Source organism: Azotosporobacter soli (assembly GCF_030542965.1).
GTDB classification, from domain to species: Bacteria; Bacillota; Negativicutes; order SG130; family SG130; genus Azotosporobacter; species Azotosporobacter soli.
Genome location: NZ_JAUAOA010000010.1, coordinates 15049 through 40911 on the forward strand (window position 1 = coordinate 15049; position 25863 = coordinate 40911).

A 25863-nucleotide genomic window follows, 5' to 3' on the forward strand; every position below is an offset into this window, starting at 1 on the left:
TCTCCCCTAGCCGATACTTACTTTTCCTTCCGGATATTGAATTTTCGTACGCGAACTCTTCATCGCAAGCGCCAATGCCAGCGTCACCGGTCCGACTCTTCCTGCAAACATGGTTACAATTAATAAGAATTTGGCATACGGCGATAGACTTTGCGTAATACCCGTCGTCAAACCCACCGTGCCAAAAGCCGAAACAACCTCAAACAGCAGTTTTAAAAACGAAACTTTTTCCGTAATGCTTAACAGCATTGTCACAACTATGACTAACGTAGCTGATATAAAATAAATAGCAAACGCTTTATAAACTAAAGTCGATGAGATTTTTCGCTCGAACAGTTCCACGTCACGCCGTCCGCGCATCATATCCCAAATTGCAGCAATCATAATCCCCAGCGTTGTCGTCTTAATTCCTCCGCCTGTAGATGCCGGTGACGCGCCGATAAACATCAGAATCACCATGAAGAACAGAGTCACGTCTTGTAGTGCACCAATATCAAGTGTATTGTATCCTGCAGTCCGCGTTGTTACAGCCTGAAAATAGCTGCCTAATAACTTTGCCCCACTTGATAGGGGACCTAGTGTTGCCGGATTTGCATATTCAAGCAAAAAAATAACCAATGTTGAAACGACAAGCAATCCAGACGTAACCACCAGCACCAGCTTAGTATGTAAGGAAAACTCTTTCCATTTTCTAAAGCTCCAAACTTCAAAAATCACCGCAAAGCCAATGCCGCCAAGAATAATCAAAGATGTCACCACCAAATTGACCGTTACATCATCCACATATTGAGTTAAACTCCTAAAGTCTCCAAACAAATCAAAGCCAGCGTTGCAAAAAGAGGACACGGCATGCCAATATCCAAAATAAACACCAGTTGCGCCCAGGTCCTTATACCAACGAATCGCCAAAATCGTTCCGCCGATAAACTCAATCAACAATGTGTTTATAATGATCTTCTTTGTGAGTCTAACAACGCCAGACATTGTAAGCTGATTTAACGATTCTTGAATCAGCAAACGTTCTTTCAATTGTATCTTGCGCCGCATTATAAGAGCCATCAACGTTGCCATCGTCATAATTCCCAGGCCGCCGATTTGAATAAGGCTAATAATAACCATTTGTCCAAAGGTGGAAAAATAAGTTCCGGTATCAACTACAACCAATCCCGTTACACACACGGCTGATGTTGCCGTAAAGAGAGCATCAATAAATGATAAGTTCGCGTCTTCCTTTATAGACACCGGCAACATCAAAAGCAGCGCCCCGATTATTATTACCGCGGCAAAACCAATAACCAGTATTTGATATGGCGTCAACTTCCATTGCGACAAATCCGCAAGGTCAATAACTTTTCGATTAGCATCGACTGACAATACGATCACCTCAAGTTTTCATTATACATAATAAATAAAGAAAGCGAAAGTGCTTGCGCTTTCACCAAGCTCCTTTCGCTTTCTTTCATCATTCTCAGATCGCTTTTGAAATACAGTCAAAATGCAGCATGTATTTGCGGACCGACTCTTTGACGCCTTTTTTCACTACGGTCATCAGATGAATATAGTTTGCTTTCGGATGCCTGGCCAGTTCGTCACGCAGTTTATCTCCCGCTACCATCGAAGTATCCGTCGGAATATTAATTTTTGAAATACCAACTTGAATCGACCCAAGATAATCTTCTCGTGAAAGACGCGCTCCGCCATGCATCACAAGCGGAATTTCAACTTTTCCAGTCAGTGCGCGCACCCGTTCAAAATTCAACCCATTATCTTGGCGCATCGCGGAATTGTGGCTTCCTACCGCAACCGCTAAGGCATCAATCCGGCTTCGTTCAGCAAACATAGCCGCCTGCTCCGCATCGATGCACTGCTGCGCTTCTATTTCACAGTTTTCCGGATAACAACCAATATAGCCCAATTCCCCTTCTACTGAAACTCCAAGGGAATGGGCTATGCGAGACACTTCTTTCGTCCGTTTGATATTTTCATCCAAAGGTAACGCCGATCCGTCAAACATAACCGAAGTATAGCCCCAACGAATCGCTTTCATGATCCCTTCATATGTGTGGCCATGGTCCAAATGAAGCGCGATCGGAACATTTGATTTTTGCGCAGCTTTCACCATTGCCGCACTTAATGTTTCAACATCGACAAATTTGAAAAAACGTTCCGTAATTCCCAGCACCAAAGGGGTTTTAAGTTCTTCTGCCACTTCCACCACGGCACCAAGGGTCTCTAAGTTAAAAACATTGAAACCACCCACGGCATATCTCCGCTTTTGCGCGTCTTGAAGCAACTCTTTCATTGTTACTAAAGACATGACACATAACCTCCTTTGTCTTATTTGGAACTCTACCCTCAAACTTCGCTAAACATTCTGAAAAACCTGCCAATTCAAGGAATAAAAAATAGAGTTAGCGCAAGTTAATTTGCGCTAACTCTATTTTTTATCTTTAATTATTTCAGTTGTTCCTTAGCAGCAGCAACCAGTTGACCAAATACGTTCATATCGGTAACAGCCAGATCAGCCAGCATTTTGCGGTTGACTTCGATGCCGGCTTTTTTCAGACCGTTCATCAGTTGGCTATAGGAAATGCCGTTCATACGAGCCGCTGCGTTAATACGAGCGATCCACAGTTTGCGGAATTCGCCTTTTTTAGCGCGACGATCGCGGCGTGCATAATACAGCGCCTTCATTACAGTTTCGTTGGCTTTTTTAAACAGCTTGCTCTTAGAACCACGATAGCCCTTAGCAAGTTTCAAAATCTTCTTGTGGCGTCTATGTGCAGTAACGCCTTTTTTCACTCTTGGCACGGTGAACTACCTCCTCAAACTATCTTAAATATATTTTCGAATCTAAATGACGACCTTATTTATGCATAAGGAAGCATTTTGGTTACTCTTTCATGGTCAGACTTGCTAACCAATCCAGCTTTGCGCAGGTTGCGCTTACGGGCAGGAGATTTTTTCTCCAGAATGTGCTTCTTAAAGGCTTTAGAACGTTTGAATTCACCGCTACCGGTAACTTTGAAACGTTTAGCAGCTGCTCTGCGTGTCTTCATTTTAGGCATTAGATGATCCCCTTTCTAATTATGCACCTTAGGTGACAATATCATAATCATGTTCTTACCCTCTAGCTTGGCCTCACGTTCAACAATAACCATATCCATGCCCTTCAGTTGAGCCGCCATACGGTCGAGCACCTTCTTGCCTAACTCAGGATGAGAAACTTCACGCCCCCGGAACATGACAGTCAGTTTGACCTTATCGCCATCTTCAAGAAAGCGAACCGCATTCTTAAACTTAACTTCATAGTCATGATCTTCAATATTGGGACGAACCTTTACTTCTTTAACAACGACAGTGCGTTGTTTTTTCTTGACCTCTTTGTCCCTCTTTTGTTGCTCATACTTGAATTTTCCATAATCCATAATACGGCAGACCGGCGGTTTTGCAGTAGGTGCAACTTCTACCAAGTCCATGTTCTGCTCCATCGCTAACCGTAGAGCTTCCTTCAGCGGCATGACGCCCAATTGTTCGTTGGTACTGCTGTTAACCCGAACTTCTTTAGCGCGGATTTCCTCGTTAAGCTTCAAGCTGTCTTTGCTAATTGCCCTTCACCTCCAATATCTTTTACGACAAAATAAAAGTGCGGATGGAAAGTCCACCCGCACCAAAGAATATCAACTCTTTGAATGACCACATCGACAAATCTGCCATGCGGTGAGAAGCGGATGGCTTCTACTTTGCATAAGTAATTATACTAGCTCCCATTTGACAAGTCAAGCGATTTTCAAATCTTTTTTTCCGCAACATCAGTCTTTAATTGACGCATAAACGATTCAACCGTCGTCGCGCCCAAGTCGCCTTCACCACGTTTGCGTACCGCCACCTGACCCGATTCCATTTCCTTATCGCCAACGACAAGCACATACGGAATCTTAGCCATTTGCGCTTCCCTGATTTTATAGCCGATTTTTTCATTGCGACTGTCCACTTCCACACGAACGAATTGCTCCTTCATGCTGGCCGCTAGCTTTTCGGCATACTCGGCCTGACGCGCAGTGATTGGCAAAATCTTGACCTGAACCGGAGCCAACCAGACCGGGAAAGCTCCCGCATAATGCTCGATCAGGATGCCGATGAAGCGCTCGATGCTTCCGTACACGACGCGATGGATCATAACCGGTCGATGTTTAAGACCGTCTTCGCCGACATAAGTGAGGTCGAATTTTTCCGGCATCTGCATGTCGAGTTGAATCGTGCCGCACTGCCAAGTACGACCGATTGAATCCTTCAGATGAAAGTCGATCTTCGGACCATAGAACGCGCCGTCTCCCTCATTGATACGGTACGGCATTTCAATCTCATCCATCGCTTCTTTCAACGCATTGGTCGTTAAATCCCAAATTTCCTGCGCGCCCATCGCTTTTTCCGGCTTCGTGCTCAGTTCCGCATGATAGGAGAGGCCGAATACGCTATATACTTCCTTAAATAGGCCGATTGTTCGTTGGATTTCCGCCTTGATCTGCGACGGCAGCAGGAAAATATGCGCATCATCCTGCGTAAAGCTGCGTACTCGCATCAGACCATGCAACGCACCGGAAATCTCATGCCGATGCACGAGTCCAAGTTCCGCCGTTCTGAGCGGAAAATCGCGATAGCTATGGTGCTGGCTACGATATACAAGAATGCCGCCAGGACAATTCATCGGTTTTACCGCATACCCTTCGTCATCAATCGACGTGAAATACATGTTTTCCCGATAATGATCCCAATGTCCCGATTGCTGCCACAATTTTTGATGCAAAATAATCGGCGTCTTAATCTCCTGGTAGTCATATTTGAAATGAATCGTACGCCAGAACGCTTCCAGCTCATTGCGAACCACCATACCTTTCGGATGAAAGAACGGGAATCCCGGCCCCTCTTCCTGGATACTAAAAAGATCCAATTCACGCCCCAGCTTCCGATGGTCGCGCTTAGCCGCCTCTTCCAGCATCAGCAAATAAGCATCGAGTTCTGTTTTCTTTTCAAACGAAGTCCCATAAACGCGTTGCAACATTTTTCGTTTTTCATCACCGCGCCAATACGCCCCTGCTAAACTCTGCAATTGAATCGCTTTGATTTTCCCGGTCGACGGCAAATGAGGCCCCGCACACAGATCCAGAAATTCCCCTTGACGGTACAGCGTAATCACCGCATCTTCCGGCAAATCTTGAATGATCTCAACTTTATAGATTTCCCCCTGCGCAGCAAACAGGTCTAGCGCCTCTTGACGACTGACTTGACTGCGTACAAGCGGTAGATCTTCTTTAACAATTTTCTCCATCTCTTTTTGGATTTTTGCTAAATCTTCCGGCTTAAACGGTTCCGGAACATCAATGTCATAATAGTAACCATTGGCAATCGCAGGCCCGATGGCAAATTTCGCCTCTGGGAAAAGACGCTTTACCGCTTGAGCAAGAACGTGCGACGATGTGTGCCGAAATGCATGCCGCCCTTCTTCATCTTCAAACGTGTAGAAAGCTACCGAAACATCCTCCGTCAACGTATCGCTCAAATCCTTAATTTCACCATTTATCCCCGCAGCCAAAACAGCTTTTCCCAAGCTACGGCTGATGCTTGATGCCAATTCCGCTAATGTTGTGCCGGATAAAACCTCACGCACACTACCATCTTTCAACGTTACTTTCACACTGCCCGCCATAATCAACTCGCCCCTTTCAGTTAATAAAAATTAAAAACACTCCCATCCCTCGAAAGGGACGGAAGTGTATTCCGCGGTTCCACCCTAGTTGAGCCGATATTTCAGCTCCCCTCAGTCGGCACAGGATAACGGTCGGCAAAACCGGCAACTCCTACGCAAAGATGCCTGACATCTCCTTCGGATCGCAGCTCCAAGGGGGTAACAAGAAGCGATCGATGCGCAAAATGCTTTCAGCCCTGGCATTTCTCTCTGCTGCGTGATCTTTCTTCCGCCAATTCCTCATCATCACCTAGTATTATCTACTTCTTTCTAATAATATATCACGATTGTCAACAAAGTCAATCATCTTACGCCGATATTTCGCTGCTGCAGCTTAATTTCATTTAACCACGCATCTCGGCCGCCAACGACAAATTTCAGACTCCGACCGCGTATCGTTTTCAGCACAATCGCATTTGGAATTAGCCACAAAGAGGTAGCTGGAGCGATTGCTTCAATATGTTCAAGAGGCACTTCCTCCAGATATTTATTCGTAATCTCGAGCAGATAGCCAACAAATACAATCCGTTCATTTGTCAAATATATTGCGCCATTGAAAGAATCCCCTTCCGTAGTCATACTCGCCAAACTTTTGCGCAATATTCGTTCACTTTCTTCCAGCGGAAATTGATACATCAAATTCTCGTCCCTTCATAATAACAGTTCCGAAAGCGTTGTCTCTCAATGATAACTCTCAACGGCAAAAACATGTTGTGCAAAACCTTCATCTGAATTATATCATTCTATTTTATCCAGCAAAATAATTTCTCCGTAAATTTTCCCTGTCCGCTCAGAATTTTAGCTAACGGGAGTGATACTGCCAATAATTTCACCTTCTTTACTTACTCTTATGAATGAAGGCCAACGCATCACTCAGTTTCGGAAAACGAAAGATAAACCCATTCTTCTGTGCCCGAACCGGTAAAACACGTTGCCCTTTCAGTAACACATCTTCAGCTAGTTCTCCAAAAAGCAGACGCAGAATCCACTCAGGCAAACGCGTCCAGCTTTTTCGACCTAAGGCCAGCCCAATCAATTCGCTCATTTCAGCCATGCGCACCGGTTCTGGCGCACATGCATTGTATACGCCATACCAAGAATCATCTTCCAGGGCCGTTAACACCATCGCCACTAAATCATTACGGTGAATCCACGAAACCCATTGACGTCCTGAACCGATATAACCGCCGACATGATAGCGAAAAGGCTGTTCCATTCGAGCCAAAAAACCACCATCCGAAGCCAAAATATGACCGAAACGCAAAACAACGACACGCACGCCAATTTCTTCCGCTTGCAGAGCAATTCCTTCCCATTTTCGGCAAACCTCCGCTAAAAAATCACGGCTATATGAATCACTTTCGTCAAACGTCTTCTCTAAGTCCGTACCATAATAGCCGATTGCAGATGCATTGATTAGCCACTTCGGTTGTCGACCATACTCATCGTATGCCCGCCGCATCAAACGCACAATTGTCTGTGTCGTCTCGACACGACTAGCTGCAATTGCTGCTTTTTTTCTCATCGTCCACCGACCTGAGGCAATATTTTCCCCTGCCAAATTGATCACACCATCCAGGTTCGAAAGAAACAACTCATCCAAACTTCCCCAATTTACACAACTTTCCCGTAGGCTGCCGCAACGGCGAGACAGTATGACCACTTCATGATTTTGCTCCGTTAACTGCGCAGCCAAAGCCTTGCCTAGAAATCCGCTGCCACCAGCGATTAATATTTTCACCACACTCGCCTCCTCGGGATTTATTGTAATCCCCCCCGAATCAGTTACACGCTTACGAACCTCTTCTTTTTTTCTAATAATTTTTCCTGCATAATAAATAAAGACAGATTCCTCAGCAGGACTTTTACTTCTCATGGTGAAAAATCAAAGTAAAGGAAAAGACATTTTTAGGAGGTATCTGCCATGCAGCAAGCGTTAGCAATTCTTGAATTTGCTCTGTCCATGGAAAAATCCGGCGAAACTTTTTTTCGCGATGCGGCAAAAAAAGTCAGCCACGCCGATGCCAAAGCCATGTTTACTGAACTTGCCGACTGGGAAACGATGCACCAAAACTATATCTCGGAACAAATCCAGAGCCTCAAAGAACAAGGCGCCTGGAAAAAACCAGCCATTTCCAATGAACAATTTACTCAGAACGTAACTTCTTATGAAATCTTTTACCGCCATGAGTCTGGCGAGGGAGCAGAGCCAACCTTACCGCTCAGCGAGCGCAGCAGCGATTTGGCAGCTTTACGCATGGCGTTGGTCATCGAAGGAGATTTGCACAATTTCTATAAGAAAGCAATCACCACAATTCAGGACCCCGAGGGAAAAAAGACACTTCAATTACTGGCAGAATGGGAATCTGAGCATCAAACTATCATCCAGGCACAATACGAATCACTCCAACATTTTTTTTGGTCTCAGATGGGTTTTTCTCCGTTTTGAAACGAAAGGCTGTTGCAAACTCAATTGTTTGCGACAGCCTTTCGTTTTTACTTCTCATTTGGTTTTACAGCCTTATAGCGATCCCAAGTTTCAGCAACCTTTTTCCGATAGGCTTCAAGTCGTTTTGCCATGACTTTTTCCCCTTTACGTTCCGCATCGATCGACAGATCGTATAGGGTGTTGGAAAGAGAATATACCATCCCGGTTAGTAATTCCTGCAACGGCAGAACGTTCTCCGTTTCTGTCTCTACGCAGTCTTGCTGCGCTCCTGCTATTTTTCGAATTGCGCGTAGCGCACCAGCAAGTTTTGCTTCCGGGAGTCCTTCTATTAATTGAATCAGTTTTTGTTTTTCATCCATAGTATGATCTCCTTGTTCGTCAAATAATAAACCATTATTACATTTTATCATGACGGACATGATTCTTCCCATCTTTTTTTGCATACGCCATTACTTCATCAAGCGCATCAAGCACTTCTTCGATTGACGACGGCGCTACGCCGAAAGTAATTGCACCAAACGAAAAACCAATGGGCCAATAATTTTTTCGAGCCTCTTTTGCCAATAACTGTTTCATTTTTTGAATAACATATTCGCTTGCCTCATTATCCGTTTCCGGCAGCAATATAGCAAACTCATCCGCGCCGATTCTTCCAATGCAATCACCAAATCTTAAGTGATCACGTACCGTCGTAGCAACCATTCTCAGCACCTTGTCACCTTCCGCCTGACCACCCGCTTCATTCACTTCATGAAAATTACTGATATCAAAATTGACCACCGTCAACGAGCGTTGATATCGCCTGCTCCGCTCCATTTCTTCCGACAGTTTCTGCAAAAAGTAGCGCCGTGTCAGGACCTCTGTGATCTCATCGGTCTGGCGCGATATCTTCCCTCGTTCAAGCGAGAGACGCAGCTCTCGAACGCAATACCAAATCGCCGCAATGGAAATGGTTTCAAGTACGCGATTTACCCATGCGATCCAGTCGCCGCCGATCCCCCAATAAACGCTCCAACCAACAACGAATAAGAGGGCATATTCCGCTTGTTTCTGCGATCCATACCAACTGACGCAAGCTATCGGAAGCGCCAATAGCAAGAGCACGTTCAAACGTTGCTCAAACTTGATGTCAACTGCGACGGCCACAATCGTCAATATACAATTCACTGTCACCAGTAACGGCCCAGCAACTATCCGCCGCATACTACGCCTCCTTACTAATTAGCCCGCAGTACGGTAATCATCCCACCGTCAGCATGTTTGGCCTCCTGGCAGTACACCATCCAATCGCCTTTCGCCTTCATGACAAAAGCCACATCTATGTAGGTCGCAGACGGAATCGCAACCGTATCCTTCCAACTGACTGGTTCTTTTGTACGGCCATTTTCGCCCACGATTAAAAAATGTGTTCCCTGTATGTGGATCACATGTGTAGCCGTCGCATCCGTATTCCAAAGGCGCAGGCGCACCACTTGGCCTACATTGATTTTATTCAGGTCGGTATCAGGAAATGATTTTCCATTGACGTTCCATTGACGCATTCCTTCCCCTAGACCTTCGGCAAACGTTAACGTATAATCATTTTTCTCACTAAGATTCTTCAACCAATCCGGCATTGATTCTGGAACATAGACATAAGCCGCAGAGCTATTGCCGCCTTTTTCATAAAGAATAGGAATAATCGTCCGATCATTCAACTGCAACTCATAACGTTCGCCGGCTTTTCCCTCCATTTTGATTTCAGCGTCAATTCGTTCACCTGGCCACAATTCAAATCCGCCTGTTTCATACGGTTTAAACACGCCATATCCATCCATGTGCGTGACGCGAAACAAATGCCCCGTCATTTTTATTGAAAGTGCGCCCTCCGTCATTGCATTAATAAAGCGAACCTTTTGCACATCTCCCGTCTTTACCATCAAAGGCGTGACGCCATTCGCCGCTTGTCCATTAATCAGCAACCCAATGCCATTTGGGTTATGGCTGCTGCTCGGCATAACGCCATAATGCTTGCCAATAATAAAAGTATGGTCGCCTTGGTAATTATCATCTTCCGCTCGTTTTACAATAAAAGCTCCGTAGAGTCCCATTTCCATTTGCTGCGCCATCGGATTTTTAAAGCTATGGTACCAGTAGGTACCCGCTTCTTCTGGGGTGAATTCGAAAGAAAAACGTTCCCCTGCGATGATATTTTTCATCATGCCGTCCTGATTGTTGGGAATAGACAGGCCATGCCAATGAATATTACTATGCCCTGTAAGACCATTCACACCACGGATCGTTATGCTTTCACCTACTTTGCAAACAATGGTCGGTCCTGGCAATGTGTTGCCGTATAACCAGAAGACGCGCGAACCATTGCCAAGATCCTTTTCTACATTGGTCATATCCAGATTGGCAATTGACTCCGCAAATCCCGCCCCACATATTCCAAGCCAGCAGACAAGAATGGCTGCCGCCTTTTTCATAACCGCACCTCCCATTTGTCTTTTGATCTTTTCCGCTTACAAATTCGGACGCATACTCCGTCTACTCGGTACAATAACCAAACAGATCTGACAGACCTTCTTCAACTAAAGACCTCTAATATGGCTGAAATCATTCATATATTCAATCGTCTTTTCGCCCCATTTATTGCAGCTTAAGAGCGACATTGAGCCTGGCGCCGCCGTCAACGAAACAGGTAGCTTTTTATGCTCGTCAAGCCGATATGCGAGCCACCAGATCACGACATTGATTAACGTTCCACGATGTGCAACAATTACCATACGATTATTTTGACAATTTTCAATTTCGTCAAGAAATTCTTCAACCCGGCGGTTAAACTCGCGCCAGGTTTCACTCCCCGGATAATGTCGCCAATCAAGCAGATCATGATCGGTAGTCTGATTCGCAATCCGATGCGCCTCTTTTTCTGTCAAACCGGCCGCTTTGCCATTATTCATTTCTCGCAGCGCAATCGTTGAAATCGCTTTCACTTTGCATCGATTGGCGATGGCATCCGCAGTCTCTTTCGCTCTATGCAAATCACTTGTGTAGAGTGAAAAAGGCTCACCACTCCACAGCGCAGCAATTCTTGAAGCAACAGCTTCCGCCTGCCTCTTGCCGCGTTCTGTGAGATGGGTATCTGTCCAACCGCCAGTCAATCCATTGACATGATGATCCGCTTCACAATGACGCACCAATAATATCGTTGTCATCATAGCACTTCCTTCCTCACGCACTTGGCGCAAATGCACTGCAAACTATATGATTCATAGATGATACTACCAATTACTTTCGCTTAAAATCAGAATTTTACCTCTTTTTATTCTTGCAGACTCGTTCTTTCCCTAAGAAAAAGATTGACTTTTAAGTTTACCGTAATATAATTAATCTTGCTAAGGGGTTATAGCTCAGTTGGTTAGAGCGCTTCGTTGACATCGAAGAGGTCTGCGGTTCGAGTCCGCCTAACCCCACCATCTTCAAGATAGACGCCGCATGCTACGACAGTCATGTTGCGTTTTTATTTTTTTCATTTGCTGGAACAAGCATAACTCGATAAACGGAAGGTCTTTCAATAAAACTTTCAAAAAAGGCATTGACTTTTTTTGTTTACCGTAATATAATTAATCTCGTTCAAGGGGTTATAGCTCAGTTGGTTAGAGCGCTTCGTTGACATCGAAGAGGTCTGCGGTTCGAGTCCGCCTAACCCCACCATTTTATAAAACAAGCGCTACGCAGCTCTCTTGGCTACGTAGCGCTTTTCTTTTGCAAATCCTGTTTCTGATAAAAAATGCGCAATGGAATTGAAATTCCATTGCGCATTTTTTATTTTTATCTTCTTAATCCAAAATATTCACGGTAATTCGTTGTCGCCCAAATTGAATCGCTTCTTCATGACTATCAAAAGCCAGATCAATTTTATTGCCTCGAATCGCTCCACCAGTATCGTCCGCAATAGCATAGCCATAACCAGGAATATACAATCTCGTCCCAAGCGGAATAACATTAGGATCAACCGCTACTAAACCTTTGCGCAGCAAGTTACCGCGGCAAGTATAATCCGAATTTCCCGCATCAAAGCGCGAATACGCTGAAGCACTCATAGTCAACGAGCGGCTGAACCGGCTCGTTGAAATACCCGAGGCCTCGCTCCGTTTCATTGTTGCCAATGTTTCTTTGCCAACAACGCCATCCGCAATCAGGTTATGGACCGTTTGAAAATCTCGCACCGCTTGCAGCGTGCCATTGCCAAAAATACCATCAATATCTCCAACGTAAAATCCCATTTCCGCTAAAAGGCGCTGAACAATTTTAACTTCTTCTCCCCGCATCCCCAAACGAACAGTACCGTCATCCACAACTGTCGGTTGCGCTTGCACCGTTGATGTTTTCCCAACAGCTGCCGCTTTTACTTGTGATGTGGAAGAAGCCGCATCAGCGGAAGTCGAAACCGTTAGCACCAAACATGCAGCAAGCATACTGAGATAGGCGTTTTTTTTCAACAGAAACACACCTCTCTTTCTTTATCGCCTCCGGAGTTAGCTGACGGGTTCGGGCTAAAGAGAAGTAGTAGAAATTTGCCCTTTCGCGATGCGAATTCACCCCAATTATTGGTTCCCCCGTACCTTATCATAGGATTCGGCGTATTCAATATTTTACTATATATTTTTTCACAAGTCAAAAATCAACCCGACGACTTTCTCTTAAACAATTATTGCGCCAGCCTCATCAACGCTTCCGTCATCACTTCAACAGCATTTTCAATTTCTGAAGACTCCACCAGTTGTTCATTAATGGTTCCTCTAACGGGCAAGACCAATAAGCCCGCACTACAAATCCGCGCCATATGCATCGCATTTTTCCCGGAAGCATTTTCAAGTCGTTTGCATCTAATTCCTTTGACCTGGCATAAATCCTCTATCAATTCAATAATTGTTTCGGATAATCGCACCGCTCGATCTGCCGACAACATTTCAATGCACACAGTCGTCTCTTCTTCCTCGGCGATCGTACTAATTGCATCTTTGACCTCCTGCAAACATTCAATAACACTTTCGCCATTTCGCCCGCATATTTCCGCCCACATTTCAACCTGTCCTGGAACCACATTGATTGCACCAGGAGAAACCTTCAGCTGCCCGATTGTTGCAATAATTCCTTCTCCCGAGTGTTCTTGTGCAATTTCCTGCACGGCGAGAATCATCTTTGCCGACGTCACCAACGCATCTTGACGTTCCTCTACCGGCGTAACGCCAGTATGAGCTGCCAAACCCTCTACCACAATTTTAAATCGAATCGGCGCTACGCCTTCTTCAACCATCCCTAATGACATGCCAACCTTTTCAAGAATACCGCCCTGTTCTATATTCACTTCTAAAAACGCTTTAATTTCACCTTTACTTCGTGTTGCGTTCGGAATATCCACCCACGCTAATTCAAATTCTTCAAAAGCATTTTTCAGATTTGTACCTGTCTCATCTTTCAATTTTTGCCAATTTCCAGGATCCGCAAGTCCAACCATCGCTTTACAGCCAATGGCCTCGAGGCCAAAACGACTAGGCTCTTCACCGGAAAACACGATCAATTCTACCGGATGACGCAGCTCACCTTGCTTAGCAGCAGCCTTAACTGCGGCAAGCGAACACAGCACCCCTAGCACCCCATCCAGTCTGCCCCCCTCTGGAACCGTGTCCAAGTGCGAACCGGTCGCAACTACCGCAGCACCACTATCGCGCCCTTCCAATCTGCCAATCAAATTTCCTGCTGCATCCACACGCGTCTGCATGCCAATTTCTTGCATGAGTGATTCAATATGAAGACGAGCCGCTTTCTCTTCGGGCGAAAAAGCAAGCCGGCTGATTCCTTTGTTGCCTACACTAAATTCAGCTAACTTTTTCAATTCACGTTCAATCCAAAGCCATTCTCCAGCCATCTCCGTCACCCTTTCTTATCAGTTTGCAAAAAGGCAAAACAAGCTCTGCTGTTTTGCCTTTTAACTCAACCGAGGATTGCCGCTTTCACAGATTCAAATCCGAGCCGCTCAATCATCATTCCCATTCGTTCATTTGTCTTAGCGTTTTTCTTGTAATAATCAACAATCTTATCTACAACTGCTATAACTTCTTCCTGAGGCACAGCATCCATGAGACGATCCGCAAGTCGTGGTTTCACGCCGGCATTGCCGCCGATAAAAATGCTATAACCCTTTGGTGTTCCCATCAGCCCAAGATCTTTGATCGCATTTTCACTGCAGGAATTCATGCAGCCGGATACGCCAATTTTAAATTTTGACGGCAGTGCCATGCCATGATACCGTTCGTCAAGAGCTAGACCCAATGTTACGGCATCTTGTTGTGCCCGTTTGCAAAAATGAGTTGCCGGACAAATCTTAACGCTTCGTACACATAAACCAATCGCACTTCCCTTATCCATATCTAGTTCTGCCCACGCTGCATCAATTTGCGCTTCTTCGATCCCCACAATGGCAATTCTTTGCGCACTAGTGACTTTTAACGCTTTCGCATTATACTTATCAGCAACATCAGCAATTTTTCTTAACACATTGGAATCTAAGATGATACCGCCCGGGATATGCGGCGCAATCGCAAATGTTTTTTTGTCCCGCTGCAGTATAGCCCCTTTTTCTAATAAATCCTTTTTAATTTCCATAACCAAACCTCCATCTCTCATCCTCTAAAACTATAACAAAAATAATTGTATCAAATTGTTTTTGCTTCGTCAATAATTGTTATCTATTAGTTATCGCTTCATATCGTGAGGAAAGATAGTATAACGACCACCAAAATGGCTCCTGCAACACAGCCGCCAATCATCATCGCCGTACGATTGACTTTATCCACTTCACTTCTCTGTATCGCTCTTTTTCCAATTGCTTTTGCCATCTGATCGTTCCTCCTTTTCTTTCAGACCTCTATGCCTAGTTTAATTTACCATTTCCTCTGAAAGATCCTGCAACAACTAAAAACAAAACTATTATTTCGTTTATCTACTTCGCTTAGTAAAAAAGCGAATAGGAAAAACCGCCTCAATCGATATAACTCTTTTGAGACGGTTTTTCGTTATGCCCAACCTTTAATAATTTCACGCAGTTTAACTACATGCGTTTGTTCTTCTTCTTTGAGCTTACTGAAAATTTTCTTGGCCTTTTCAAACTTAGACTGACGTGCAAGCTCGTCATAAAACAAAATAGAATCTTTTTCCGCCTGCAACGCTAATTTGAGTACCTCTTCTAAAGAATCCATTTTAGCAACGGCAGTCGCAGCCGTATCACTTGCAGGAAAAACATGTCCTTCAGCCAAGACCGTCAAGTAACGTGAAGATTCCTGATCAAACAAATACTCCGTATCCTGCGAACCATCTTGCGCTTTTATTTGTTCATACATAGACTTAAACGCCTCATAGTGAGCAACTTCCTCGTGTTTTAAAAACAAGAACAAATCCTTATGTTCTGGCTTTTGTGCATGCTCATACGCTTTTTGATAAAAAGCCATGCCGCGCGCCTCAATTTCCATCGCTATCCGTAATCCTTCTACATCGCTGAACAGTTTTTCTCTCATAATATCGCCTGCCCTTCCATATGATATTACTTATCATCTTTCGACGTGAATCGTCAAATTCCTTTGGGAATTAATAAATAATAATTATCATTTACTTTTTTTATTTATTATGCTACGATAATTTATATAAAATATACCTAGGAGGTAGTGTTTAGTTATGAATAAGCGTAATGGAATCGTAAAGTTCGGCGGCCATCCCGTTACCCTGGTCGGCACTGAAGTTAAAATCGGTACTTCTGCACCAAATTTTACTGCTTTGAATACGGATTTGACTCCGTTTACTTTAGAAAGCACAGCCGGCCATATCCGTATCATCAGTGTCGTTCCATCTATCGACACCTCTGTGTGCGATATGCAAACACGTTGGTTCAATGAAGAAGCCGCAAAATTGCCAAACGTGAAAATCATTTCTATCAGCGTTGATCTTCCTTTTGCTTTGAAAAAATATTGCGCCACACAAGGCATTGAAAATGTGCACACGGTTTCCGATCATAAGGATCTTAACTTCGGCCTAAATTATGGTTTTGTAATTGATGAATTCCGATTGCTTACCCGTGGCATTGTCGTCATCGACGCCGCCGGCATCGTCCGTCATGTTGAATATGTGCCGAATGTTGGCGATCAACCGAATTACGAATCGGCTCTGCAAGCGGTTAAAGCTGCTCTTAAATAGAAAAAACAGAAGAAGCCTGCAAAGCACTTCGTTGCTTTGCAGGCTTCTTCTGTTTTTTTAAATCAAGTTACGTTTGTATTCTTGGTAAGCAATGATCAGCTGACCCATTTTTTCTGTCATAAGGATTTGCAATTCCGAGGCTTTCTCATAGTCGCAGCTAGTAATCGCATCTTTAATCTGCGTAAAAATCGATTTTTGCGCACCACTGTCTTTAGCAAGTTCACTACGCAAAGATTGAACAGCCTTCCAGTTGGTTGCATCCACTTCATTGCCAGCATCGGCTAAGCTGCAAGCTTTGCAGCTTCTTACCACTTCAAGATTATCCGGGATAATGCGAGTCAGAATTTCTGTTTTCCAGCGAACCAGTGCGCCTGCAACAAAAGCGTCAATAATAGCACTGCTGAATGCCTTGCTTGCCGTAATCGCAGCTACTTTTTCCGGATATTGAGAAATTCCTTGCATGTTTTCCCAAACAGTAGCAGGTGGTTTACCAAACAAACGCGCCCGTTCCTCATCACTGTAATCATCAAACACGTCATGCTCACTACGATACGCACGATTTTTGTCTAGATAGAATCCGGTCTCGCCAGCTTCCTTCGACAACTCAGCAAGCAACCCGTTCGTGTCCTTGCCCGATTCGACAGCTGCTTTTACGCCATCCAATACGGTCAGATAAATCGCCGCCAATGCAATGTATGTATTGGTGAACGGATTCGGTGAGCGCATTTCAAAACGCGTTGCGCGCGGATTGTTGATGTCTCGAACCAGACCGGCCAAAATTGTACGGTTACGCGAGGGGACTTCCGGAGTGTGTCCAAGCGACGTAACGATGCAAACAGGCGCTTCAAAACCTGGCTTTAGACGATTCAACGAATCATTGGTCGAAGAAATGAACGGATTGACTACTTCGTAGTGCTTCAGAACGCCCATAATTGCGCCATAACCAACTGCACTCAAGAAATCCTTTTTCATGTCTTCCGGCGAAAACAAGTTAACGACTTTGCCGGATTTTAATTTCGCTGCCAGACCGATGTGCGTGTGTTCGCCGTTGCCGGCAACGCCGATGATCGGTTTCGCTTTAAAATTGACCTCCAACCCGTTTGCACGGAAAACTTCTTTTACGACAATTCGGGCTTGCAATTCATTGTCGGCCGTTTGCAAGCCGGTCGAGAATTTCCAGTCGATTTCGAGTTGTTCCATAACGTGACTCAGTCGACCGCCTTCATCAATTTGCGCTTTTACGCCGCCGACTTCCTTATGCCCCATTTCCGGCTCCAAACCGTACTTTTCAAGCATGATGACGGCTTGTTCCATCGCCGTCCGAACTTCGCCGCGCGTACGCTGCCAATATTGTTCCTGCATGACTTGTGATGCTGACAATTCGCCTACTTCCGCACGGTTAGCCGGAGTTTTTACCCAAAATTCCAATTCTGTTGCCGACGTGAAGATGATGTCTTCGATTTCGCTGGCATCAATATGACTGAGACCGGCAACTTTGGGATTGCTTTTGAACAAGGCCATCAGCTCGTCCTTTGCATACGCCAAGCTGTCCGCCAACACAGCACGCGAGTCAACGCGCACGCCGTTATGAACCAAGAAGCATGGAATGCGCAGCGTGCCGACCGGTTTGCCGGTTTCTTCATCGAAATGTTCATGATTGTAATCGACGAACCAGTTCACATCCATATCGGCCAGCATGTCCACTTTGGCATTGTTCAGCGTTGCAATGCCGGTCAGCACAACCGACGACCCGTCGGTTTGAACTGCGCCGCCATTGACAAAGGAATCCATGTCGTCTAGGAACAACGACATCGGGATTTTTTCATCCGTATCATTGCCTGCCAAGTCGATGCCGACCAGCGAAACGAATTTGATTTCGGAATGATTTTTTAACAACTCCACCAATTCTTGCTTTTGATATTTACCCGCCGGAACCAGATACAACAACTCACTCATTACATACCCCTCCAGTTTAATTTTATGATGAAAATGAATTACCGCTGGAAAAACAGAGAACTCCCGTTGTCTCAACCAAGTTGGTGATACACGGGAGTCGCCATTGACTCTAAATATTATTACTATGTTACGTATTATAACTTTATCATAATCAATTGTCCAGCAGTTTTTTTCATAAATCCATGTATACGTGTAACAAATTTTCTTATATTTCTCCTTTGATCGTACTTGGCTTTTGCAATGGCTGTCTTTTAACAGCGGACATCGTTTCTATAAAAATTAGCTGTCGATAGTTTTGTATTCATTATGCATATCTATGTGCGTTAATTATCAATCTAAGGCGATTTTTTGCGTCTTATTCGTTTTTTATTTCACACTAAAGTATGATAATATATTGTTTGAGTAGTTTGAAACTACTCAATATTCTAATTAAAGGAGTTGGTTTTATGAAGAAACGGTACGTCACACTTCTCTCTCTCGTCTGTCTCCTCATGTTCAGCATGCAAGTCGGTTTTGCAGCTGAAACCCCGGCCAAACTGCCCAACGTGAAAATTCTGGCCACCGGCGGAACGATTGCAGGTTCCGGCGCCAGCAGCACGACTACGGTCGGCTACACCGCAGCAGTGTTCCCGGTTGATGCATTGATCAACGGCGTTCCTGAATTGAAGCAAGTTGCCAATGTCAGCGGCGAACAGATTTCGCAAATCGCCAGTGAAAACATGACGAACCAAGTTTGGCTGAAACTGGCCAAACGCGTCAATGAACTGCTCGCTTCCGATGATGTAGACGGAATTGTCGTAACACACGGCACCGACACGATCGAAGAAACGGCCTATTTCTTAAATCTTGTTGTAAAAAGCAACAAACCGGTTGTCATTGTCGGCGCAATGCGCCCGCCTACGGCGATGAGCGCTGACGGCGCAATGAACCTGTACAACTCCGTAATTCTTGCCGGCAGCAAAGAAGCGCGCGGCAAAGGCGTCATGGTTTGCATGAACGATGCAATCAACGGCGCACGTGAAGTAACCAAGACCAACACCGCATTGCTCGACACCTTCCGCGCACCGGAACTTGGCTATCTCGGTTATATGCAAGCCGGTAAAGCGCATTTCTATAAAGAAAGCACTCGCAAGCACACCACGAAATCCGAATTCGACGTACGCAACCTGACAGATCTGCCACAAGTCGATATCGTATATGAACATGCCAATGTCAGCCGCGTAGCTGTTGACGCCTTTGTCGCCGCTGGAGCAAAAGGCATTGTTTGCGCGGGCGTCGGCGACGGCAGTCTGGCAAACCCGGTCAAAGACGCGCTGGTTGATGCGCAAAAACAAGGCATTGCGATCGTCAGAAGTTCGCGTACCGGCAACGGCATCGTTGCACGCAACGGTGAAGCAAATGATGATGCTCTGCACTTCTCGGCTTCTGATACACTGAACCCGCAAAAAGCTCGCATCCTGCTGATGCTGGCACTGACTAAAACCAATGATCCGGCTGAAATTCAACGGATTTTCTGGGAATACTAATCTTTAGTAAAAAAGGTGTCTCAGATAGGCTTTCCGCCTTATTTGAGACACCTTTTTTCTTTATTGCTAGAAACCGAATAATGAGAAACAATATTCTTTTAAGCTAAAACAGCCCGATATCAATTAGTTTTTCAAAGCGGTCTGCTGCATCACGGATCGCGGTTTCATTGCCCATAACGCAAAGATAATCTTCCGCCATGGCCGCTTGAATGAGCTCGGCTAATTCCCGTATATCCTCCGGTGTCGTCGCAAGGATTTCATTGCGCTCTCGCTGGCGTTCTTCGTCGTCAATGTTTCTCCAATACCAATTTTCAACCTGTTCACCTTTTTGTTGGGCAGTCAGCGGCATGTCCATTTGGCTCATCGTACCAATTATGTATTTCAGCATATCGCGCTCACTGAGCAAAAACGTCTTCAGGTATTGAGCCGTGCGATCATATACATCCAACGTTTCCAGTAAATTAGGGTCACGATATGAGCCAAAGATCATATTCCCATTTCTATCGAAGCGAACAAAGGCACCATAAGCGCCGCCTTGCACCCTAATTTTTGTCCAAAAATAATCATAACGAAGTATCGTTTCCAATACCTTCATGCTGCCGGTGTACTGGTATCCTAAATCACGATAATTTGCCGCTTTGACGACGTATTGAACTTGCGCCGGCATCAGAAGACCTTCATTGCGAGTCGTTTTATTGCTGTTCATTTTTGCATCCGGTACCGACTTCTCAGCTTTGTTCGGCAGCGCGGCTATGAATTCATTAAACGTCACTGCAAGTAATGGGCCTTTATTCTCTTCCAAAGTAATTCCCAGCGTCAAGTTTTCCCGCGTAATCACACCTCGGGAAATCCGCTTCAAGCCTTCAACAACGGCTTGCTTTTCCTGCTCCCATTTTTTCTCAATTTGGCAAAGAAAATGATAAAAATCAAGTGCACCACCTTCACTAAATTGAGCCGCAGCTGAAAAATAAGACAAAACGCGATTACTTACCAACTGTTGACCGCGTCGAAACAAATTCGTCTGCCAGTCCGCCTTCAACTCACGAACAATTTCATACAAACGTTCTTCTTTCTCAAATAAACTTTCTAACAATATTTCCTGGAGCAAGGCCGTAACCTCACTTATTTTCTCCGCTAAAACCTTCGTCCTGACCACCATTTTCCCTTGAAAAAGCCTGTGGTTAGAGTGATTCGTGTAGACTTTGATTCCGTAATCAATTCCACCACAGCACAAATCCACTCGACTGACCAGGTCTTCATAGCTACTTTTGCCTGTATCAATTTTACCAAGGCATTCTGCCAATAAGTAAACGAATGAAACATCCTGTTTGTCAAGCTGACTCAAATCAAAATAAAGATTACAATATACGATCCCTCTCGTATCGCAATATGTCTGAACAACGGTACTGTTATTCCATTGTTCAACCCGGTTATCATATTGATCAATTTCTTTTTTTATGTCACCTATTGCCAGTAAAGGAATTGCTTCCAGTGCTTCTGGCGAATCGGGCTTTTCTTGTTCGCTACGCAGCTTTTCCGAATCGTTTATCAATGCTACGATCTCTTCTTGCGTAAGTATCGATTTATATTCTGAAAGTTGTGCTCGTTCTTGCACAGCCTCCACATCAAGCAACCCAGGCTCCGGTGACAGCACCACGGTAACTCGATGCTGGTTGGCAAGAAAATACGTATCAATCAAACGCTCAAAGTAGCCATTCGCCACTTCGCGTTTAATCTTTTCTAGCGGCTGCATATAGCTAAGATGCAACAGCGGATTAGCGTCATAGAGCCAACTATCCATACAACGGATATTGTAAATTAATCCTTTGGGGTAACTGCCAAAATTTGCTTCACGCAAAGAAAATTCGAGTCGATGCAGCGCCGCTTGCTTTAGCATTAGATCAATGCCATCCTCACGCAACCGCTTCAATTCATGTAAGACCACTGTACGAAATTTTTCGCAGTCATCTTTTTCTGCACCGCTGACAATAAAACTGAACACCGGCTGCAGTAAACTCTTAGCATAGGCACCGCTGACTTCTTTGCCGATTCCCGCCGCAATAAGAGCTTTTTTAATCGACGCAGCTGGGCTATCCAATAATATATAGTTTAACAATTGCATGCCAAGTGTCAACTCAGCATCAAAGCCTTCGCCAACAACAAAACTCATGTTAAGGTATGTTTTACCCGATGCATCTTCACTTTCCGGTATCGGATATCCAGCTTGGCGAATTTGTTCCGTTTCAACAACTTGTTTTGGAATATTCGATTGAATGGGCATCGCTTCAAAATGCTGCAGATATTCTGCATTAATGAACGCCAATGTTTCTTCGATATCCATATTGCCATATAGATACAGATAAGCATTCGCCGGGTGATAAAATTTCTTATGAAAATCCAGAAAGTCTTCATAATTCAATTCAGGAATACATTTAGGATCCCCGCCCGATTCAAAACCATACGTAGTATCCGGAAACAACGCTTCCATCACACTTTGTTCCAATCTTGTATCCGGCGATGAAAAGACGCCTTTCATTTCATTATAAACAACGCCTTTATAATTCACGTCATCATCTACGGAATCCAATTCATAATGCCAGCCTTCTTGCTTAAAGATATCCGGCCGATCATAAATTTGCGGAAAAAACACCGCATCCAAATATACATCCATTAAATTGCGAAAATCTTTTTCATTGCGGCTGGCTACCGGGTACATCGTTTTGTCAGGGAAGGTCATCGCATTTAGAAACGTATTCATCGAACCTTTCACCAGTTCAACAAATGGTTCCTTCAGTTTAAACTTACGTGAGCCGCATAATACGCTGTGCTCTAAAATATGAGCTACCCCCGTATTATCAGTCGGCGGCGTGCGAAAGGTTATTGAAAAGACCTTGTTATCATCTCCGGTTTCCACATATAATAAACGTGCACCGGTTTTTTCATGTTCTAACATATAGCAGCGGGCCGTCAGTTCCTCAACTAATTCGCAACTACGCACCTTGAATCCGTGATACACCTTCTCACACTCTAGCATGCTTATTCCTCCTATCAATAATCGCCCTTGTTTATATTCGTCCATTTGTAAAACCAATCCTTGTCTAATTCTATCTAAAAAGGAGTTATTATTATGTTCGATTTTTCAGCACTCATTAATCTGGCTTCTTTTGCCGGAGGCATTCTACTTGGCATCACACTGATCGGAGCTGCATTCTTGTCCTATAAAGCCAACGCAAATCTTCAGCGTGCCATTTTAATGTTCCTAGCCGGAATTATCTTCCTACTTATTGCAATTCGCGACTTCTCTCCGCCATTCCTACCAGCATTACTTCCTTAATGAAAACGGCTTACGATATTTGCAAAACAAACGACCGTCTGCTGCTGTGAGCAAACGGTCGTTTTCTATTTAAACAATACCGCTCCAACGGCTTTTTTCCATTTTTCATAAGGCTTCATAAGCTTAGAAAAATCCAAAAACGCTATCATACTACCATTCAAACCGGCCACAATCTGATGGACTTTATTTTTATCATCATTTTCGCATAAGACTTTCTCTACCGCCATAATATCCTGAATCATGTCTTCCTTCATTATTTCGGCAATCGTTAAATTACGAATGCTTTCTATCAATTCTAAAGCGGCCTCACGTATATCGTCCATTGAAGACCCCCCTCAAAATTTTCATGAAAATGAATACTAAAAAACTCCTGACTAGTCAGGAGAAAAAATGAACAGTGGTGCGAGCGGCCGGAATCGAACCGGCACGGGTATCACTACCCGACGGATTTTAAGTCCGTTGCGTCTGCCAGTTCCGCCACGCTCGCATTGCAGATAGGCTATTGCCTAGGCATCCTCTATATTAAACATATAAATTTAAATTTGGAGGCGACACCCAGATTTGAACTGGGGAATAGAGGTTTTGCAGACCTCTGCCTTACCACTTGGCTATGTCGCCTCGAATATGGAGCGGAAAAGGAGATTCGAACTCCCGACCCTCGCCTTGGCAAGGCGATGCTCTACCGCTGAGCTATTTCCGCAAATGATGGTGCCACAGGGCGGAATCGAACCGTCGACACGAGGATTTTCAGTCCTCTGCTCTACCGACTGAGCTACCGTGGCAAAATGGCGACCCTGAACGGATTTGAACCGTCGATCTCCGCCGTGACAGGGCGGCATGTTAGACCGCTACACCACAGGGCCGTTAACCAATCACATTGACTATTATAGGTCATCGCACAATGTATTGTCAACACTTTTTTGTTACCATAATAATTTTATCTTTGCAACAAAATTCCCACCTTGATTATACCGCATCCAAATCTAGTACTTTCTTCACTATAGAGGCGACCTTTTCCGGATCAAAGGGTTTAACAATAAAATCTGCCGCTCCCGCTCTCAGCGCATCAGTGATAATGGCCTTTTGCCCTAAAGCAGTAACCATAACAATCCGCGCTACCGGATTTAATTCATGAATCCGCCTCACTGCCTCTATGCCATCCATTTTAGGCATCGTTATGTCCATCGTCACTAATTCTGGTTGTAATTTTTCGTATTGAGCGACAGCTTCCATTCCATCGCCAGCTTCTCCGACGATTTCATGTCCCTGTTCAATCAGTACTTTTTTTAACATCATTCTCATAAAAGCAGAATCATCGCAGACCAAGATTTTAGCCATTTTTCACCTCTCCTCTACACAGCTGTCTCATTGTCAATTTTCCCCCGCATATACTGCAACACCTCTTCCAAATGCTGCTTTATTATCACATCGAGTTCCTTTGTTGTTGTCGCATCAAATAAAGTTGTCATTTCCGGCAAACGATGAATTCTAATTTCGGCAAAAAAGTCATCACGAAACATATTATAATATACCACCAAATTACTTTCATTTAAAAAGTCACTATAATCCAGCACCATATAGGATCCATTGATCACTTTAACCGGGCGACAAGGCTCGACAAACAATAAGAAGCCGTGGCTTTTCGCGGACAACTCAAGTTCTCGCCCCCACTGCAGTATCTCTTTCTTAATAACGATGGAATCCAATAAAGCTTCGTCAAAATTACTCATTTGCCTCATACTCTCTTGCATTCGCTCCTGCAAAAGCTGTTCAAATCTAGGTAACTGTTCTGTACAAAAGTCAATATCGCAGAATTCGGTTAAACCAATTTTACGTCTGATACTGTATTCTTTTGTATTTTTATCATACATTGCAGAAAAGCCTAGTCGCTTTTTATCATCCTGGTAACTAAACAACTGGGTTCGCCCTGCAAGTTTTTGCTCTTGTAAGTCCAAAGAAAAGCCGAGCACCGTTGTCGGTAATTCTTTTAAAAAAGGCCATTCCTGCGTTTCGATCTGTTCGCTCATTGTATCCTCCTTTCATTCAATGTTATATAATTCGCTAGTTTAATAGGAAAACCTGCTGCCCATCATTTCTTCTTCATAAACAAGAAAAGTCACAGAGAAACTCTGTGACGCATAAACCCACGCTTGAGTATATCACTCGGGACAACCTATGTCCAATCCGATTTTCCATTTCACAATCATTCCATTAAGCTCCCTGCTATATGAAAACCTTATGAAAAATAAAAGAACTGACTATTTTTTGAAAATCCAGGCGCAGACATAACGCTGCAACAAGACCGACATAGCCAGAACCAGTAGCCCTTTGACTGTCATTTCACCGCTTTTTTCCATCATAAACGATAGGCCTACCAGCATTGCGAAAACAACGTTGCCCAATTGCCATAAACCAGTAACTAGTTTTTCGTTCCAACGATTCATTTTCTTATCCATTGCGCCACCTGCATTTAATATATTTACCGCTTTCAATCGCTACAGACAAAAAGGGATCTCTCTTTTGAGAAATCCCTTGGAATTCTGGCAGGGGCAGAAGGACTTGAACCCTCAACCAACGGTTTTGGAGACCGCTACTCTACCAATTGAGCTATACCCCT

General features: G+C 44.3%; 27 protein-coding genes, 8 tRNA genes, 1 riboswitch and 1 other annotated feature. Of the genes, 6 read left to right on the forward strand and 29 right to left on the reverse strand.

Going from position 1 to position 25863, the window contains the following annotated elements; translation table 11 throughout:
* Positions 1-6 precede the first annotated feature (6 nt).
* The 8 genes from QTL79_RS10390 to QTL79_RS10425 form a co-directional block, all read right to left on the reverse strand.
* Positions 7-1374, reverse strand: coding sequence for a TrkH family potassium uptake protein (locus QTL79_RS10390; protein ID WP_346354909.1), 1368 nt, complete (start codon positions 1372-1374; stop codon positions 7-9).
* 94 nt (positions 1375-1468) lie between these two features.
* Positions 1469-2317 (reverse strand): class II fructose-bisphosphate aldolase, encoded by an 849-nt coding sequence (locus QTL79_RS10395; protein WP_346354910.1) that lies wholly within the window; start codon positions 2315-2317, stop codon positions 1469-1471.
* Positions 2318-2454: 137 nt separating this feature from the next.
* Positions 2455-2811, reverse strand: coding sequence for a 50S ribosomal protein L20 (rplT, locus tag QTL79_RS10400; RefSeq protein ID WP_346354911.1), 357 nt, complete (start codon positions 2809-2811; stop codon positions 2455-2457).
* A 59-nt stretch (positions 2812-2870) separates the two neighbouring features.
* Positions 2871-3068, reverse strand: a complete 198-nt coding sequence (rpmI, locus tag QTL79_RS10405; RefSeq protein WP_346354912.1) for a 50S ribosomal protein L35 — start codon at positions 3066-3068, stop codon at positions 2871-2873.
* 15 nt (positions 3069-3083) lie between these two features.
* Positions 3084-3593: a translation initiation factor IF-3 gene (gene infC, locus QTL79_RS10410; RefSeq protein WP_346354913.1), complete on the reverse strand. Its 510-nt coding sequence runs from the start codon at positions 3591-3593 to the stop codon at positions 3084-3086.
* Between the two features lie 41 nt (positions 3594-3634).
* Positions 3635-3750, reverse strand: a sequence feature (ribosomal protein L20 leader region).
* Between the two features lie 40 nt (positions 3751-3790).
* The gene (thrS, locus tag QTL79_RS10415; protein ID WP_346354914.1) at positions 3791-5707 is read right to left on the reverse strand and encodes a threonine--tRNA ligase; all 1917 of its coding nucleotides are present in this window, start codon (positions 5705-5707) and stop codon (positions 3791-3793) included.
* 342 nt (positions 5708-6049) lie between these two features.
* The gene (locus tag QTL79_RS10420) at positions 6050-6382 is read right to left on the reverse strand and encodes a GRAM domain-containing protein (protein WP_346354915.1); all 333 of its coding nucleotides are present in this window, start codon (positions 6380-6382) and stop codon (positions 6050-6052) included.
* Between the two features lie 202 nt (positions 6383-6584).
* Entirely contained in the window at positions 6585-7487 is a 903-nt protein-coding gene (locus tag QTL79_RS10425; protein WP_346354916.1) for a TIGR01777 family oxidoreductase, read from the reverse strand.
* Positions 7488-7670: 183 nt separating this feature from the next.
* Between QTL79_RS10425 and QTL79_RS10430 the strand changes: the two genes are divergently transcribed.
* Positions 7671-8195: a ferritin-like domain-containing protein gene (locus QTL79_RS10430; RefSeq protein WP_346354917.1), complete on the forward strand. Its 525-nt coding sequence runs from the start codon at positions 7671-7673 to the stop codon at positions 8193-8195.
* Between the two features lie 47 nt (positions 8196-8242).
* On the opposite strand, the gene QTL79_RS10435 is transcribed toward QTL79_RS10430, so the two are convergent.
* The 4 genes from QTL79_RS10435 to QTL79_RS10450 all read right to left on the reverse strand — a co-directional run bounded on the left by QTL79_RS10435 (position 8243) and on the right by QTL79_RS10450 (position 11398).
* Positions 8243-8554 (reverse strand): hypothetical protein, encoded by a 312-nt coding sequence (locus QTL79_RS10435; RefSeq protein ID WP_346354918.1) that lies wholly within the window; start codon positions 8552-8554, stop codon positions 8243-8245.
* A 37-nt stretch (positions 8555-8591) separates the two neighbouring features.
* Positions 8592-9398, reverse strand: a complete 807-nt coding sequence (locus QTL79_RS10440; RefSeq protein ID WP_346354919.1) for a GGDEF domain-containing protein — start codon at positions 9396-9398, stop codon at positions 8592-8594.
* Positions 9399-9412: 14 nt separating this feature from the next.
* Positions 9413-10663 (reverse strand): multicopper oxidase family protein, encoded by a 1251-nt coding sequence (locus QTL79_RS10445; RefSeq protein ID WP_346354920.1) that lies wholly within the window; start codon positions 10661-10663, stop codon positions 9413-9415.
* Between the two features lie 105 nt (positions 10664-10768).
* Complete coding sequence (locus tag QTL79_RS10450) at positions 10769-11398, reverse strand: histidine phosphatase family protein (RefSeq protein WP_346354921.1); 630 nt, start codon at positions 11396-11398, stop codon at positions 10769-10771.
* 181 nt (positions 11399-11579) lie between these two features.
* Between QTL79_RS10450 and QTL79_RS10455 the strand changes: the two genes are divergently transcribed.
* Both QTL79_RS10455 and QTL79_RS10460 read left to right on the forward strand, forming a co-directional pair.
* Positions 11580-11656 (forward strand) — tRNA-Val (locus QTL79_RS10455).
* Between the two features lie 161 nt (positions 11657-11817).
* Positions 11818-11894, forward strand: a tRNA-Val gene (locus tag QTL79_RS10460).
* Between the two features lie 125 nt (positions 11895-12019).
* Here QTL79_RS10460 and QTL79_RS10465 read toward each other — a convergent pair.
* From QTL79_RS10465 to QTL79_RS10485, 5 genes are all read right to left on the reverse strand, one after another.
* Positions 12020-12682, reverse strand: a complete 663-nt coding sequence (locus tag QTL79_RS10465) for a 3D domain-containing protein (RefSeq protein WP_346354922.1) — start codon at positions 12680-12682, stop codon at positions 12020-12022.
* 10 nt (positions 12683-12692) lie between these two features.
* Positions 12693-12834, reverse strand: a riboswitch (cyclic di-AMP (ydaO/yuaA leader).
* Positions 12835-12891: 57 nt separating this feature from the next.
* Positions 12892-14112: a hydantoinase/carbamoylase family amidase gene (locus QTL79_RS10470; RefSeq protein WP_346354923.1), complete on the reverse strand. Its 1221-nt coding sequence runs from the start codon at positions 14110-14112 to the stop codon at positions 12892-12894.
* Between the two features lie 65 nt (positions 14113-14177).
* Positions 14178-14849 carry a nitrite/sulfite reductase domain-containing protein gene (locus QTL79_RS10475; protein WP_346354924.1) on the reverse strand — a complete coding sequence of 224 codons (672 nt, stop codon included), beginning with the start codon at positions 14847-14849 and terminating at the stop codon, positions 14178-14180.
* A gap of 98 nt (positions 14850-14947) precedes the next feature.
* Positions 14948-15082: a hypothetical protein gene (locus QTL79_RS10480; protein WP_346354925.1), complete on the reverse strand. Its 135-nt coding sequence runs from the start codon at positions 15080-15082 to the stop codon at positions 14948-14950.
* A gap of 177 nt (positions 15083-15259) precedes the next feature.
* Positions 15260-15757, reverse strand: coding sequence for a ferritin family protein (locus QTL79_RS10485; RefSeq protein WP_346354926.1), 498 nt, complete (start codon positions 15755-15757; stop codon positions 15260-15262).
* Between the two features lie 157 nt (positions 15758-15914).
* On the opposite strand from QTL79_RS10485, the gene tpx reads away from it, so the two are divergent.
* A complete protein-coding gene (tpx, locus tag QTL79_RS10490; protein ID WP_346354927.1) occupies positions 15915-16430 on the forward strand; it encodes a thiol peroxidase in 516 nt (171 codons plus the stop codon).
* Positions 16431-16487: 57 nt separating this feature from the next.
* Here the strand turns inward: tpx and QTL79_RS10495 are convergent, their stop codons facing one another.
* Positions 16488-18386, reverse strand: a complete 1899-nt coding sequence (locus QTL79_RS10495; RefSeq protein ID WP_346354928.1) for a type I glutamate--ammonia ligase — start codon at positions 18384-18386, stop codon at positions 16488-16490.
* Between the two features lie 446 nt (positions 18387-18832).
* Here QTL79_RS10495 and QTL79_RS10500 point away from each other — a divergent pair, with 446 nt between their 5' ends.
* The gene (locus QTL79_RS10500; RefSeq protein ID WP_346354929.1) at positions 18833-19912 is read left to right on the forward strand and encodes a type II asparaginase; all 1080 of its coding nucleotides are present in this window, start codon (positions 18833-18835) and stop codon (positions 19910-19912) included.
* Positions 19913-20015: 103 nt separating this feature from the next.
* Here QTL79_RS10500 and QTL79_RS10505 read toward each other — a convergent pair whose 3' ends face one another.
* A complete protein-coding gene (locus tag QTL79_RS10505) occupies positions 20016-22946 on the reverse strand; it encodes an insulinase family protein (protein WP_346354930.1) in 2931 nt (976 codons plus the stop codon).
* A 93-nt stretch (positions 22947-23039) separates the two neighbouring features.
* On the opposite strand from QTL79_RS10505, the gene QTL79_RS10510 reads away from it, so the two are divergent.
* The gene (locus QTL79_RS10510; RefSeq protein ID WP_346354931.1) at positions 23040-23246 is read left to right on the forward strand and encodes a hypothetical protein; all 207 of its coding nucleotides are present in this window, start codon (positions 23040-23042) and stop codon (positions 23244-23246) included.
* A 65-nt stretch (positions 23247-23311) separates the two neighbouring features.
* Here the strand turns inward: QTL79_RS10510 and QTL79_RS10515 are convergent, their stop codons facing one another.
* The 10 genes from QTL79_RS10515 to QTL79_RS10560 all read right to left on the reverse strand — a co-directional run bounded on the left by QTL79_RS10515 (position 23312) and on the right by QTL79_RS10560 (position 25863).
* Complete coding sequence (locus QTL79_RS10515; protein WP_346354932.1) at positions 23312-23569, reverse strand: hypothetical protein; 258 nt, start codon at positions 23567-23569, stop codon at positions 23312-23314.
* A gap of 75 nt (positions 23570-23644) precedes the next feature.
* Positions 23645-23733 (reverse strand) — tRNA-Leu (locus QTL79_RS10520).
* 56 nt (positions 23734-23789) lie between these two features.
* Positions 23790-23864: transfer RNA gene (locus QTL79_RS10525), tRNA-Cys, on the reverse strand.
* 7 nt (positions 23865-23871) lie between these two features.
* Positions 23872-23946 (reverse strand) — tRNA-Gly (locus QTL79_RS10530).
* A gap of 6 nt (positions 23947-23952) precedes the next feature.
* Positions 23953-24028 (reverse strand) — tRNA-Phe (locus QTL79_RS10535).
* A gap of 4 nt (positions 24029-24032) precedes the next feature.
* Positions 24033-24109: transfer RNA gene (locus QTL79_RS10540), tRNA-Asp, on the reverse strand.
* Between the two features lie 103 nt (positions 24110-24212).
* A complete protein-coding gene (locus QTL79_RS10545) occupies positions 24213-24584 on the reverse strand; it encodes a response regulator (protein WP_346354933.1) in 372 nt (123 codons plus the stop codon).
* 14 nt (positions 24585-24598) lie between these two features.
* On the reverse strand, positions 24599-25273 hold the full coding sequence (locus tag QTL79_RS10550; protein ID WP_346354934.1) for a hypothetical protein: 675 nt from the start codon (positions 25271-25273) through the stop codon (positions 24599-24601).
* A 231-nt stretch (positions 25274-25504) separates the two neighbouring features.
* On the reverse strand, positions 25505-25702 hold the full coding sequence (locus QTL79_RS10555) for a hypothetical protein (protein WP_346354935.1): 198 nt from the start codon (positions 25700-25702) through the stop codon (positions 25505-25507).
* Between the two features lie 85 nt (positions 25703-25787).
* Positions 25788-25863, reverse strand: a tRNA-Trp gene (locus tag QTL79_RS10560).